The organism is uncultured Sphingomonas sp., assembly GCF_937871615.1.
In the GTDB taxonomy this organism is placed as follows: Bacteria; Pseudomonadota; Alphaproteobacteria; order Sphingomonadales; family Sphingomonadaceae; genus Sphingomonas.
This window is the reverse complement of record NZ_CALMPA010000002.1, coordinates 20,189-32,613: the sequence shown is the minus strand read 5'-3', so window position 1 is coordinate 32,613 and position 12,425 is coordinate 20,189. Positions and strand designations below refer to the sequence as shown.

Sequence of the window (12,425 nt, the reverse complement as noted above, 5' to 3'; positions counted from 1 at the left end):
CCGCCCGCGTCATGCTCGCCGCTCCGTCGCCAGCCGCAGGCGGCGATAGGGGCGCCACAGCGCGGCGACGGCGGCGGGCGGCTGCGTCGCGCGGCCGCGATCCTCGAACAGATGCGCGATCAGCGCGATCACGCCCTGCGCGATCGGCGCGGGCACGCCGTCCCAGTCGCCCGAAAGCCCGGCGGTGTAGCTCACCGCGATCCGCCCGGCGCTGCCCGGCTGCATCACCCGCACCCAGCCGCGCCCGCCGCTGTCGATATCAATCGCATAGCCATCCGCGGGCAGCACGAACGGCGCGCCATCGGCGGGCAGCCCGGTGATCCCGGCGATCGCGCTCACCGGCGCTTCCGCCAGCATCCGCCATTCGGCGGACGCGGGCAGCACATCCTCCACCGTGCGGCGGATCAGCAGGCTGCCGGTGAACGCCTCGCCAAGCAGGATCGCGGCACCGGCGAGCTGCTCCATCAGCGCCTGTTCGCCTTCGCCCGCGTTGCGCATCAGGTCTCGCGCCGCCACCACCGCCGCGGCAATCGCGGCGGCGGGGATCGGGGCGGCGCTCATCGTCCGCCCCGGCGCGCGGCGCCGGTCGTCATTATCGTCATCATGTCTGTCTCCGCTACTTTGGCGGCGCACTTGGTGCGGGGAGCGGCGCCGGCCCGCTCCCCCACCCCGCCTCCCACGATGGTATCCTGAATGGGAGGCGGGGTGGGGAAGCGGGCCGGGCTCGCCTTACCACTCAATAAAGCGCCAGAATGTCGCTCGCGGTGGTGCCCGTCGCGCGGACATATTGCGCGCGGAACGGCAATAGCGCGCCGTTCGGCACGTTCTTCCAGATCTGATCGCTATTCCCCGCGACCCCGCGCATCGCCACGCTGCCCCCGGTCCCGACATAGAGCGCCTTGGGAATATCGCTGAGCGCGTTGCTGTCATGCGGTGCCACCGCCACCGCGCGCGTCGCCGGCGCCGATACACTATCGGCGCTGTTCGCAAACTGATCGGCCATTTCTGCCCTCATTTCTTGTGATGATGGGTGGCGGCACAACCGTCGGACGAGGTCGCTATGCGACCTCGCCGCCCGGTCGCGCCGAGTCTTCGATTTGCTTGCGCAAATCGAAGCTCAGCTCGCGGCGAACTTCATCAGCTTGATCGCCTCGCTGTTGGAGACGCAGCCGCCGATCCGCTTCGTGGCATAGAAGCCGACGAACGGCTTGTTGCTATAGGGATCGCGCAGGATCGCGGTTTCGCCGCGCTCGGCGATCAGATAGCCCGCCTTGAAATTGCCGAACGCGATCGACAACGAATTGGCCGCGATATCGGGCATGTCCTCCGCCTCGATCACCGGATAGCCGAGCAGGGTGGCCGGCTGCCCCTGCGCCAGGCCCGGCTGCCACAGGAACGCGCCGTCGCTGGTCTTGAACTTGCGGATGCGCGCAAGCGTGGCGGCGTTCATCACGAACACCGCGCCCTGCCGGTATGGCGCGCGCAGGCTCTGCACCAGATCAATCAGCCGCTCCTGCGGGCTGGCGGAGAAATCGCCCGCCGCGCCCGACGGCAGATATTGCAGCGTGCCGAACGCGCGCGTGCCGTCTCCGGTGGTGGCGGTCGGCGCCTGGAGGAAGCCCTTGGGCCGATTGGTGCCGTTGCCGTTGACGAACGCGGCGCCTTCCGCCTTGGCGAATTCGGCGGCGATCTCGCCCGCCAGCCAGCCCTCGACATCGAACATCGCATCGTCGAGCATCGCCTGAGTCGCGCTCGGGCTGGCATAAAGCTCGCCCATCACCGGCGCGATCTCGACGAAGCTTGGCGTCCCCGTTTCGGTCCGCGCGCCATTTTCCGCCGCCCAGCCCGATGGCGTGCCCCCGGTGGTGACGAGCTTGCGATAGCCCGCCGACCCCACCGTCACCACATTGGCGATCGCGCGGATCGGTGATACCGATTTCAGCGTCGCGTCGATCACCGCGTCGATCTCTCGTGGAACGGCATAGCCGCCCGTGTCGCCGGAAACCCCGCTGAACGCCTTCATCTCCATCGTCGCGCCGCTGCGCACATAGCCCGCGAACACGCGGCTTCCCGTCTGCACTGCCGCGCCTTCAAGCACCGGCCGCGCCATCACCATCTCGTTCATGCACACCTCCGCAAAGCCCTCGCCCCGACGGGGGAGGGAGGAAAACCGGCCCTGTCGCCGGCAAAAAGGGCGGCGAACTCGCGCCGCCCGATCTCAATCGCCTGAAACCAGTTCCACCCGCGCGAGCGGCTGCGCCGGCCGGGCGACGAGGCTCACCTCCACCAGATCGGCGGCGAATATCTCGCGCCACGCCCCCTGCCGCGTCGCCGTCGCGCGATAGCCGACCGAAAGCCCCGGCAGCGCACCGCCGCGCACCAGCCGCGCTGCATCCGCATCGTCGACGATCGCCTCGATCCACAGCCCGCGCGCATCCTCGCGGATCGCCTCGATCGTGCCGACGGGTGCGCCGCGATGCTGCATCAGCAGCGGCACGGCGACGGGCACGGGCACGCCAAACGCCCCGCGCCGCATCACATCGCCCGCGCGATCCACCCGGTCGTAAACCGCGGCATGGCCTCGGATGCGCGTCACTTCATCCATTGGCCGAACCCCAGTTTCACCGCGAGCAGCGCCAGCAGCGCCGCCGCGCACCATCCGGCGAACGCCTTCCACGCGCTGCTTTTCGCATCGCGCCACGCCGTCAGCAGCGCGCGAAGCTCCGCCACGTCGCGCGTCGCCTCATCGTCCGCCAGGCCAAGCCGGGTCAGCGCGCGCGTCGCGCCCAGTTCGCCCGCTTCTTCCGCGATCGCGCGCAGCGTGGCGAGGTCCGCTCCGCCGGCGGAGCCTTGCGCGATCAGTTGCGCGAGGATCCCCGCGCTCATTGCGCCCACCCGACCATCTGGCGCTTCTCCGCGTCGGTGATGAAGTCCGCGGCGGACACCATCCGCCACAGCCGCTCGCGATCCTCCACCAGCGCGGGCACGCGATCGGGATCAATCTCCAGCCGCGCGTCGGGGAACCACCGCGCCAGCCCGGCGGCGAGCGCGCCAAGCACGGCATCCGCCATCGGCAGCACGGTGAGCCGCCACAGCGCGCGGTTCGCCTCCTTGTAATTGGCATAGGTCGCGTCGCCCGGCAGCCCGAGCAGCATCGGCGGCACGCCGAACGCCAGCGCGATTTCGCGCGCCGCCGCCGCCTTCAGCCCGACGAAATCCATATCGGCGGGGGAAAGGCTCAGCGCCTGCCATTTCAGGCCGCCCTCCAGCAGCATCGGGCGCCCGGCATTGCCCGCGCCGGCGAACCCCGCCTCCATCTCCTCCTTCAGCCGGCGGAACTGCTCCGCCGTCATCGCCGATCCGTCGCCCGGATCGTACACCAGCGCGCCGGATGGGCGCGCGGCATTGTCGAGCAGCGCCTTGTTCCAATTGGCCGCCGCATTGTGAATCGCCACCGCCGCCGATGCCGCGCCGAGGCAGCCGAGGCCATAATGATCGTCCACCGGATTGAAGCTGCGGATGTGGATCACCTCCTCATCCGACAGATGCGTCACCCGCCCGCCGACGCGATAGGCATAGCCCGCCGGCCAGCCGCCCGCATCCAGCTCCACCGCGACGCGCTCGGGGCGCAGCGGATAGAGTTCCACCACCGCGCCATCGGCATCGCGCAATATCTGGATGAAGGCGTTGCCGTGGAGCAGCAATTGCGCCGCGATCACGCCGAGCAGCCGCTCGCCCCCGATCCGCGTCGCCATCAGCCGCGTCAGTTCGGGCGTGGAGCCGTCGAGCGGCGCGCCGCCCACGCTTTCCGCGATCAGCCTGACGGCGCGCTGCGCGATGGCGTTGCCGCAATAGCCGGCACGCACCTGCGCCTCATAGCCCTGCGGCCACCGCGCCGCCTCGTCAAAATAGCCGCCGCCACGCGACAACGCCGGACGCGATCCCTCGCGCCCGGCCTTCCAGCCGAACAATTTCATGTTAGTCTCCTTTGGGAGAGGAATTCCTGTGCCCCGTCCGTTCGCCCTGAGGTTGTCGAAGGGCTGCACTTCTTTCTTCCGAAGAAAAATCCGTGCTTCGGCAAGCTCGGCGCGAACGGGGAAGCGGGCGGCCTACAACTCCCGCAATGCCGCCGCCCCGCGCCGCCCGAGCATCAATTCGGTCAGCGCCCACACCAGGGCATCGGCGCGATCCGGCGATCGGCCCGGCCCTTCATAGCCGCCGCCCGCAGATAACCCGCACATCTCGTCCTCCAGCGCCGGAAACGCGCCCGCGTGCCACACCTTCCCCGCCGCATAGAGCGCGGCGACCGGCTCGGCGCGCGCCGCCTTGCCACGGCTGGCGTGCACCAATGTCACCGGCAGCGCCGCATCGGCGGCGAGCAATGTGGCGCGCACCATCTCCCCGCCCTGATTCTTCTCCGCGATCACCCGGTCCGCGCCGCGCCGCTCGGCGCAGGCGGCCACCGCGCGCGCCCAGCGCTCGGGGGTCGCACCCGCCACGCTCGCATCCTCCAGCACATAGCCGCGTCCGTCGGCACCCAGCGCCACCGCGACGATGCCGCACGCATCGCCCCCCGTCCCCGCCGGCGGATCGACGCCCACCACCACGCGCACCGCATCGGGCACCAGCGCCACGCGCCGCGCCTCGATCAACCCGCGAGACCACAAGGCGCCCGCCACCTCGTCGATCAGTTCGCCCTCCAGCTCCTGCCGGCCGAGCATCGTCCCGGCATAGCTTTGCGCCATCGCCTCCACGAAGCTGTCGGGAAGGTGCGGATTGTCCTCCGTCGCTCCGCGCGTCTCGATCACGCCGGGCAGCGCCATCACGCGCCGCATCAGCCGCGTCGGGCGCGGGGTGGTCGTCACCAGCACGCGCGGGCGATCGCCCAGCCGCATCGTCAGCATGAGGTTGTCCCACGCCGCCTCGCCGCCCCGGCCCCATTTGCCCAGTTCGTCGCACCAGGCGAAGTGATGTTCCGGCCCGCGCAATCGCTCCGGCGCGCTCGCGGCATAAACGGTGGCGGTGGCGCCGTTGGGCCAGCGCACCACGCCCGCCGTCATCTTCCATTCCAGCGGCTGATCCTCATGCGCCAGCGCGATCAGCCCGCTTGGCCCGTCGATCATCACCTTGCGCACATCGTCCGGCGTCGCGCCGATGAGGGCGATCCGCGCGTCCGGCACCGATCGCGCCAGCGCGCCGACCCATTCCGCCCCCGCGCGCGTCTTGCCGAAGCCGCGACCGGCGCGGATCAGCCACACCCGCCAGTCGCCGGGCGGGGCATATTGCCCGTCATGCGCCCATGCCGCCCAGCGATCGCGGAACTCGCGCCGCTGCATCGGCGTCATCGCCAGCACCGCCGAGCGCCGTTCGCGCGGCGGCAGCGCGAGCAGCCGATCGACGATCGCGGGCGTGGGATCGACCTTCCCGCCGCCCGTCACTTCGCGCGATCCCTCGCCGCCACCTTCGCCCGCCGCGCCTCGATCTGCGCCAGCCGCGCGAGGATCACGCGATCGGTATCGTCCTTGTCGGCATAGCGGCGCGGATGGCCGTTCTCGCGGCGCGGCTTGCCCGGCGCGTCGCGGTGGCGGGTGAGCAGCTTGAGCGCCAGCTCGACCGACACCGCCGGCATCGCCTCCCCGCCGGCGATCACGCCCCCGTCCGCCTCCCCGGCAAGCGCATGGCCGACGAGCCGCGTTTCGAGCATCGCATAGCCGAGCGCCAGCGCCTCGCCCCAGGCTTGCGCAAAGGCGGCATCCTTGCGCCGCCATTTGTGGACCGTCTGCTCGTGCACCCCGCCCGCCACAGCCGCCGCCGCCACGTTGCAGGTGGCGGCGAGGCAATCGAGAAACGCCTCGCGCCCCGCTTCCGGCCAGCGCGGATGCCCGCCATTGCCCGGCGCGGCCTTCGCCTCCGTTTCCATGGATCTCTCCTTCCTGCGCATATCCCCGAAACGGGAACGGGCCGGGCGCAGCAGGATCATCGACCCGCGCGCACCAGCCCGTTCCCCGCCGACGCCGCGCCATCGCGGCCACCCGTCCGGCCCCGACTCGCAATTCGTCAGCGTTCCCGTTATGTGCCAAAAGAGCGTCGCGCTGTCAAGTATTTTGTACCCATTTGGTTATACACGCTCACCCGCCAAGGAATCCGCCGCCTCCCCGGCGGGCAATTCGCGGCGCCGGCGATCTCGGCTCGTCGCGTGGCTGGCGCAAATTACCGACCGAACCTGCGGTATTGCCGCGATCGTTCATGTATGAGAAAGGGCGACAGCGGTGGGCAGTTCGAAAGGAGACTGTCGATGCGCACCATTTCAAAGAACCCAGGTTTCAACTTCCCGCTCGCCATCATGGCGATATCGGTTCCGTGCGGCGTGTTCGCACAGGAACAGGCCCCGCCCGGCCCCGGCGTCGTCGTAAGGGGCGTGCCCGCGGCGATGACGGCCGGGCCAGAGATCAAAGGCGTCATCATCGCGCGCAACGGCGACAAGATGAAGGTCAAGAGCGCGGACGGCGCCAGCCAAATCATCACCATCAATGAAGCGACGCGGATCAAGGCCGGCGGGGGCCTGTTCGGCGGCAATCGCGACAAGCTCACCGCCGACGCGCTGCTCAACGGGATGCCGGTTACGGTGAAGACGTTGCAGCCCGCCGACGGGAATGCTGGCGAAGGCCTGGTGGCGAGCCAGATCACGTTCCGCAACAACGATCTCAAGACCGCGACGATGATCCGCAACGCGACCGACCAACGTTTCGACGAGCAGACCGCCGCGACCGAGGCGCTGCGCGGGCGCCTGGGCGATATCGACAAATATAATATCAAGAGCACCACCAACGTGCACTTCGATACCGGCAAGGCGATCCTGTCCGCCGGGGACAAGGCCGAGCTGTGCGCCACGGCGAACACCGCTGACAAAACCGAAAACGCGCTGATCCTCGTCGTCGGCTACACCGATTCCACCGGCGGCGATGAAATCAATCAGCAACTCAGCGAAAAGCGCGCCAATCGCGTCATCAATTACCTTCAGCAGGCGTGCGGCTGGAAGCCCTATCGTATGCTCACCCCCACCGGGATGGCCAAGGCGGACCCGCTGGCAAGCAACGATACGCCAGAAGGCAAGGCGCAGAACCGCCGCGTCGCGGTGAACATTCTGGTCAGCAAGGCCGTCGACACCAATTGAGTTGCGCAGGGGGCGGGTTACGCCTCGGCATCCGCCCCCGCGATATCCCCGAAACGGAAACGGGCCGGGCGAACCGGCCCGCTTCCCGCCAGCCAAGCATTGTATACCCGCATGGTTCCATGCAGGTGCAACTTCCTTACTGTTCCGCCACCAGTCGCGTTCGGCGCCTCCCGGCGAGCGCGGCGACCGGAATGCACAGCGCGACCGCGACCACCACGGAAACCCCGCTCATCGGATCGGTCACCATGAAAGAAACGAGCAGGCCGAAATCCAGCGCGAGCGCGATTGCGGGCAGCACGGGATAACCGATCGCGCGATACGGTCGCCGAAGCGCCGGCTGCGAGCGGCGCAACTTGAACAGCGAAGCGTCGGCGACGAGCATCGGAAAGACGGCGAAAGCGCCCATCACCAGAAAAATGGCTTCGAAGCTGCCCGTGAAGGTGAGCAGCAGGGAAAGAGCGATCGTGATGACAAGCGCCACGCCCGGCGTGCCGCCATCGTTGATGCGGGTGGCGAATTTCGGGAACAGCCCGTCACGGGCAAGGCCGTATAATATCCGGGGGCCGACCATGATGTTCGCGTTGAGGCATCCCAATACGATCAGTACGGCGCCCGCGGCGATGATCTTCATGCTGAACGGCCCGAGCACGGCGGAAACGGCAAGCGCGAGCGGCAGTTGCGATTCGCGCAGCCGCTCGATCGGCACTGCATGGATGAGCGCGCCGTTGATCGCGAGATAGAGCAGCGCCACGCCAAGGATCGACAGGAACATGGATCGCGGGATGTTCCGGCCCGGATCGACATCCTCCTCCGCGAAATAGGCGGCATTGGGCCAGCCGGAATAAACCCCGAAAATAAGCTGATACGCGACGAGCGCGCCAAGCAGCGATACCGGCGCGGCGGCGCGGGAAAGCGGCGGCGGCGGCGCCGCCGGCGGCGGCGGAGAATTAGGCAGGAACAGGATCAGCGCGACAAGGATTATCAGAAACAATCCCTTCGCCGCGCTGCTGGCGATTTGTGCGCGGCTCCCCTCCCTGACGCCACGCCAGTTTATCGCGAAGAACATCATGATGAGCATCGCGCCGACCAGCGCCTCGTCTCCACGCAGTCGGGGAATCATGATCGCGGAGAATTCGCCTGCGGCAATCGCGAGCGCGGCGACGGCGGCCACCATGTTCAGCCAGTCCGACCATCCGATCAGAAACCCCGCCGTTTGCCCGAAGGCGGCCCTGGCCGGGACGAAAAGGCCGCCCGAACGCGGCACGCTGGTCATCAGTTCGGAAACGACGTTCGCGCCGACGAGCGCATGGATCGCCCCGAAAATCCACAGGCCGATCGCAAGCGGGGCGGATGGAAGATGATTGAGCACCCCGCCGGGCGTCCGCAGAATCCCCGCGCCGATCATCGCCCCGAACGCAACCGCCACGCCAAATGCCAGCCCCAGCGCGCGCAGCAGATGATTCTCGCCCGAAGAAGAATCCCGCATCGGCCTTTTCCCCCGATCAGGATGCGCCGGCGCGCCTGATTTAACAATATTGATCCTGACGTGGCCCCGTCGCCAGAAAACGCGGTCTTCCAGTCGCCCTCCCCTTTGCGGACAAGGCCCCGGATTTCGCCGCCGCTACCGCAGGGGCCGCGCCGATCGTCGTCCGTCATTCTCCGGACGATATATCCCTCGCTATCCCGCCATATCCCCCGTGACTTCTCCGCGCGGCGGCTCCATGCCATGGCGGTGATGCGCCCGGTTTTGCTCCTGCCCAACGCCAATCCGCGCCTGTTCCGCCGGGTGCCGGCATGGTTGCGCTGGCTGCGGCAGCGGGTGCGCGGTAGCGAGTTTTCGTTCATCGCGCTGGCGCTGGTCGCGGGCATGGCGGCGGGGCTGGCGACGGTGGTGATCGGCGGGATCGCGCGGACGATGCAGCACCTGCTGTTCGGGCTGCCCGGCGAGATGCGGCTGAGCGGCGCGCCCGCGCTCAATCCGTTGCAATTGCTCGTGCTGCCGGCGGGCGGGGCGATGCTCGTGCTATTTAGCTGGGCGGTGCGCGCGCGGCGGCGCCCGCTCGTCGATGCGGTGGAGGCGAATGCGCTGCACGGCGGGCGCATGTCCAAGGCGGATAGCAGCGTGATCGCGGGGCAGACGATGGTGTCGAACGGTTTCGGCGCGTCGGTCGGGCTGGAGGCGGCCTATGCCCAGATCGGCGCGCTGTTCGGCTCGCTCGCCGGGCGCTGGTTCAGCCTCAGGCGCGCGGATATGCGGATCCTGGTCGGCGCAGGGGCCGGGGCGGCGATCGCGGCGGCGTTCGGCGCGCCGATCGCGGGGGCCTTCTATGCCTTTGAAATCGTCATCGGCGCCTATACGCCCGCGGCGATCGCGCCGGTCGCCGCCGCCGCGCTGGCGGGCGCGCAGGTCGCGCAGCGGCTCGGCGTCGTGCCCTATATCGTCCATGTCCAGCCGGGGCCGGCGATCCATACCTTCGGCTATCTGGTCTATGCCGGGCTGGCGGCGGTGTGCGCGCTGTTCGGCATCGTGCTGATGCGCGCGGTGGCGCTGGTGGAGGGGGCCGCGCGCGCACGGCTTCCCGGCTGGGCACGCCCGGTGCTCGGCGGGCTGCTGCTGATGCCGATCGCGGCCTTCTCGCCGCAGGTGCTCTCCGCCGGGCACAGCGCGCTCCATATCGACATGATGTCGGTGCTGCCGGTCAGCTTCATCATCGGGGTGCTGCTCGCGAAAAGCCTCGCGTCGATCGTGTCGCTCGGCTTCGGGTTTCGCGGCGGCTTGTTCTTCGCGTCTTTGTTCCTCGGCACCCTGGTCGGGCATCTCTACGCGAATTTTCTCGCCTGGATCGTCGGCGTCCCGATCCTCGATCCCGCCAATGCCTCGCTGGTGGGCATGGCCGCACTGGCAGTGGCGATCGTCGGCGGCCCCTTCACCATGGCCATGCTAGTCCTCGAAGCCACCGGCAATTTCAGCCTTACCGGCGCGGTGCTTGCCGCGTGCCTCGTCTCGTCCACCATCGTGCGAGAATTGTTCGGTTATTCATTCTCCACCTGGCGCCTGCATCTGAGGGGCGAGACGATCAAGAGCGCGCGCGACGTGAGCTGGACCAAGGCGCTCACCGCCGGCCGGATGATGCGGCGCGGCACCGCGATCGCACCGGCGGCGATCACCATCGCGGAGTTGCGCCGCCGCTTCCCGCTCGGCGCGACGAGCCGCGTCATACTGATCGGCGAAGACGAGCGTTACGCCGGCATCGTATCCACCGCTGCCGCGTTCGCGGAAGGGACCGATCTGGAGGCAGCAGCCGGGACGCTCGCCCATGCCACCGACACCGCGCTCTCTCCCGACATGGACCTCGCCGCGGTGATGAAGGCGTTCGACGCGGCCGAGACCGACGAACTCGCGGTGCTCGATGCGGATGCCCATGTGCTCGGCATCGTCACCGAAGTGTTCGTTCACCGTCGCTACGCCGAGGAACTCGACAAGGCGCAGCGCGCATTGTTCGGCGAGCAATAGGCGCCGCGCTCAATCCACCCGGCGAAACGCGAACATCCGCGTCTCATAGGGAAAGGCGATCTGCGCCTCCCCTGCCAGTCGGGCGTGTCGGCGATCAATTGCCGCACCTGTCGTTCCACCGCGGCCCGCGCCGCATCGGGCAGCGCCGCGATGAAGCTCACCGACAAGGTGCGCGCCACGATCACCTCCTCGGCACGCCCGACATGCGTATGGCGCGCACGCTGTTCGCCGGTCGCCGCGAAGCCAGGCGCGGGAAACACCCGTTGCCATGCGCCGGTGCGGAAGCGCGGCGCGCCGCTCTCCCATCCATCGGTGATCGCGCTCAGCGCTGCGACCCATGGGACTTTCTCATCGCGGACGTTCCAGATCAGCCCCAGCATCCCGCCGGGCTTGAGCACACGGCGCATCTCGGCCAACGCCCGGCTGGTGGCGAACCAGTGGAACGCCTGCGCGCAGACCACCGCATCGACCGCGCCATCGGGCAGCGGGATCGCCTCCGCGGCTCCGTCCAGCACGCTCATTTCGGGAAAGCCGCGCGCGAGCGCATCCCGCATCGCCGCCACCGGCTCCAGCGCCAGCACCGTCGCCCCAGCCTCGCGCAGCACGGGCACGAACTTGCCGGTTCCCGCGCCGATCTCCAGCACCGATCGCCCGGCACGAAGCCCGATCACGTCACGCAACCAATCCAGCGCGGCGGGCGGATAGTCCGGCCGCCCCATCACATAAATGGAGGCGCCCAGCGCATAGCCCTCGCTCGCGCTGGGATGGATGGTCACGCCGCCGCCGCGCTCGCTTCGGCGACCGCTGCCCAGGCGGCGATCTCCGCATTGAAATGGCGCGCGACAATCAGATCGCCCGCGATGCCCGTCGCCAGATCGACGCTCACAGCACCTTCCCATTCCCACGTCGCATTGCCGTTGAGCGCGACCATCCCGTCACCCTCGGCGCGCGCCATCACCAGCCCGCCCTTGTTGCGCACGATCACGTCGCGGGCGAAGTCGGTCCGCCCGGTCAGCGCGGCGGCGAAGGCGGAGGCCGCCATCGCGCTGCCGCAACTGTCGGTCAGCCCCACGCCGCGCTCGAAGGTGCGCACGAAGATCGCGTCCGGCCCCAGCACGCGCACGAACGACACATTGGCGCGCTTCGGCAGCCAGTCCGGCGCCGCCTCGCAGATCGCGCCGATGCGGATCAGCGCGTCCTCGTCGATCGCCTCTACGAACGCCACCAGATGCGGATTGGGCATCGCGATCGCGGTGAAGGCGAGCGCGGAATCGAGCCGCGCGATCGGTCGCTCGACGATTTCATGCGTCTCGCCGTGGAGCGGCCATTCGCTCACGTCCAGCCCCACCGGTCCCGCAACCTCGCGCACGCTATAGACGCCCGGCGCGAGATCCGGTTCGCGCGCGATTTCCACCGTCGAGTGCATCAGATGCAGGGTCGCGCGATCGACGCCCAGGCGCTCGAACGCCATCCGCGCGACGCAGCGCACGCCGTTCAGGCATGTTTCCGCCTCGGACCCATCCGCGTTGAACATGCGAAACCCGGCGTGGCCGTGATGATCGGTGAACAGCAACAACCCGTCCCCGCCGACCGCACCGCGCCGATCCGCCAGCGCGCGCGCGACGACCGACCATTGCGCATCGTTGAGCGCGATCCCCCGCGCGTCGATCAGCGGGAAATCATTTCCCGATCCGTGACATTTGACAATTTCGAACCGCATCGCGCCTCTCTACCAGC

General features: G+C 68.8%; 13 protein-coding genes. 2 read left to right on the top strand and 11 right to left on the bottom strand.

Annotated features, from left to right (window positions below; genetic code table 11):
- Nucleotides 1-9: 9 nt before the first annotated feature.
- From Q0316_RS00460 to Q0316_RS00425, 8 genes are all read right to left on the bottom strand, one after another.
- Nucleotides 10-561 (bottom strand): hypothetical protein, encoded by a 552-nt coding sequence (locus Q0316_RS00460; protein ID WP_298668010.1) that lies wholly within the window; start codon nt 559-561, stop codon nt 10-12.
- 175 nt (nt 562-736) lie between these two features.
- Nucleotides 737-1,003, bottom strand: a complete 267-nt coding sequence (locus Q0316_RS00455; RefSeq protein WP_298668007.1) for a hypothetical protein — start codon at nt 1,001-1,003, stop codon at nt 737-739.
- 114 nt (nt 1,004-1,117) lie between these two features.
- Nucleotides 1,118-2,110: a phage major capsid protein gene (locus tag Q0316_RS00450; protein ID WP_298668027.1), complete on the bottom strand. Its 993-nt coding sequence runs from the start codon at nt 2,108-2,110 to the stop codon at nt 1,118-1,120.
- Nucleotides 2,111-2,218: 108 nt separating this feature from the next.
- On the bottom strand, nt 2,219-2,536 hold the full coding sequence (locus tag Q0316_RS00445) for an HK97 family phage prohead protease (protein ID WP_298668024.1): 318 nt from the start codon (nt 2,534-2,536) through the stop codon (nt 2,219-2,221).
- A 56-nt stretch (nt 2,537-2,592) separates the two neighbouring features.
- The gene (locus tag Q0316_RS00440) at nt 2,593-2,886 is read right to left on the bottom strand and encodes a DUF6127 family protein (protein WP_298668002.1); all 294 of its coding nucleotides are present in this window, start codon (nt 2,884-2,886) and stop codon (nt 2,593-2,595) included.
- Nucleotides 2,883-3,977: a phage portal protein gene (locus Q0316_RS00435; RefSeq protein ID WP_298668000.1), complete on the bottom strand. Its 1,095-nt coding sequence runs from the start codon at nt 3,975-3,977 to the stop codon at nt 2,883-2,885. The genes Q0316_RS00440 and Q0316_RS00435 overlap by 4 nt, the downstream gene beginning before the upstream one ends.
- 132 nt (nt 3,978-4,109) lie before the next feature.
- Nucleotides 4,110-5,345 carry a terminase family protein gene (locus Q0316_RS00430; protein WP_298668021.1) on the bottom strand — a complete coding sequence of 412 codons (1,236 nt, stop codon included), beginning with the start codon at nt 5,343-5,345 and terminating at the stop codon, nt 4,110-4,112.
- Between the two features lie 89 nt (nt 5,346-5,434).
- On the bottom strand, nt 5,435-5,920 hold the full coding sequence (locus Q0316_RS00425) for a hypothetical protein (RefSeq protein WP_298667997.1): 486 nt from the start codon (nt 5,918-5,920) through the stop codon (nt 5,435-5,437).
- Between the two features lie 375 nt (nt 5,921-6,295).
- Here Q0316_RS00425 and Q0316_RS00420 point away from each other — a divergent pair, with 375 nt between their 5' ends.
- The gene (locus Q0316_RS00420; RefSeq protein WP_298667994.1) at nt 6,296-7,174 is read left to right on the top strand and encodes an OmpA family protein; all 879 of its coding nucleotides are present in this window, start codon (nt 6,296-6,298) and stop codon (nt 7,172-7,174) included.
- Nucleotides 7,175-7,310: 136 nt separating this feature from the next.
- Here the strand turns inward: Q0316_RS00420 and Q0316_RS00415 are convergent, their stop codons facing one another.
- Complete coding sequence (locus Q0316_RS00415; RefSeq protein ID WP_298667991.1) at nt 7,311-8,660, bottom strand: APC family permease; 1,350 nt, start codon at nt 8,658-8,660, stop codon at nt 7,311-7,313.
- 249 nt (nt 8,661-8,909) lie between these two features.
- On the opposite strand from Q0316_RS00415, the gene Q0316_RS00410 reads away from it, so the two are divergent.
- On the top strand, nt 8,910-10,688 hold the full coding sequence (locus Q0316_RS00410; RefSeq protein ID WP_298668017.1) for a chloride channel protein: 1,779 nt from the start codon (nt 8,910-8,912) through the stop codon (nt 10,686-10,688).
- On the opposite strand, the gene Q0316_RS00405 is transcribed toward Q0316_RS00410, so the two are convergent.
- Complete coding sequence (locus tag Q0316_RS00405) at nt 10,637-11,464, bottom strand: class I SAM-dependent methyltransferase (protein WP_298667988.1); 828 nt, start codon at nt 11,462-11,464, stop codon at nt 10,637-10,639. The two genes, Q0316_RS00410 and Q0316_RS00405, sit on opposite strands and share 52 nt — an antisense overlap.
- Nucleotides 11,461-12,408 (bottom strand): diaminopimelate epimerase, encoded by a 948-nt coding sequence (gene dapF, locus Q0316_RS00400; RefSeq protein ID WP_298667985.1) that lies wholly within the window; start codon nt 12,406-12,408, stop codon nt 11,461-11,463. The genes Q0316_RS00405 and dapF overlap by 4 nt, the downstream gene beginning before the upstream one ends.
- Nucleotides 12,409-12,425 lie beyond the last annotated feature (17 nt).

Coding starts and splice junctions, on each gene's coding strand:
- Q0316_RS00425 (WP_298667997.1), bottom strand. CDS start 5,920: ATGGAAACGGAGGCGAAGGCCGCGCCGGGCAATGGCGGGCATCCGCGC.
- Q0316_RS00455 (WP_298668007.1), bottom strand. CDS start 1,003: ATGGCCGATCAGTTTGCGAACAGCGCCGATAGTGTATCGGCGCCGGCG.
- Q0316_RS00435 (WP_298668000.1), bottom strand. CDS start 3,977: ATGAAATTGTTCGGCTGGAAGGCCGGGCGCGAGGGATCGCGTCCGGCG.
- Q0316_RS00450 (WP_298668027.1), bottom strand. CDS start 2,110: ATGGCGCGGCCGGTGCTTGAAGGCGCGGCAGTGCAGACGGGAAGCCGC.
- Q0316_RS00440 (WP_298668002.1), bottom strand. CDS start 2,886: ATGAGCGCGGGGATCCTCGCGCAACTGATCGCGCAAGGCTCCGCCGGC.
- Q0316_RS00460 (WP_298668010.1), bottom strand. CDS start 561: ATGAGCGCCGCCCCGATCCCCGCCGCCGCGATTGCCGCGGCGGTGGTG.
- Q0316_RS00445 (WP_298668024.1), bottom strand. CDS start 2,536: ATGCGGCGCGGGGCGTTTGGCGTGCCCGTGCCCGTCGCCGTGCCGCTG.
- Q0316_RS00415 (WP_298667991.1), bottom strand. CDS start 8,660: ATGCGGGATTCTTCTTCGGGCGAGAATCATCTGCTGCGCGCGCTGGGG.
- Q0316_RS00410 (WP_298668017.1), top strand. CDS start 8,910: ATGCGCCCGGTTTTGCTCCTGCCCAACGCCAATCCGCGCCTGTTCCGC.
- Q0316_RS00420 (WP_298667994.1), top strand. CDS start 6,296: ATGCGCACCATTTCAAAGAACCCAGGTTTCAACTTCCCGCTCGCCATC.
- Q0316_RS00430 (WP_298668021.1), bottom strand. CDS start 5,345: ATGACGCCGATGCAGCGGCGCGAGTTCCGCGATCGCTGGGCGGCATGG.
- dapF (WP_298667985.1), bottom strand. CDS start 12,408: ATGCGGTTCGAAATTGTCAAATGTCACGGATCGGGAAATGATTTCCCG.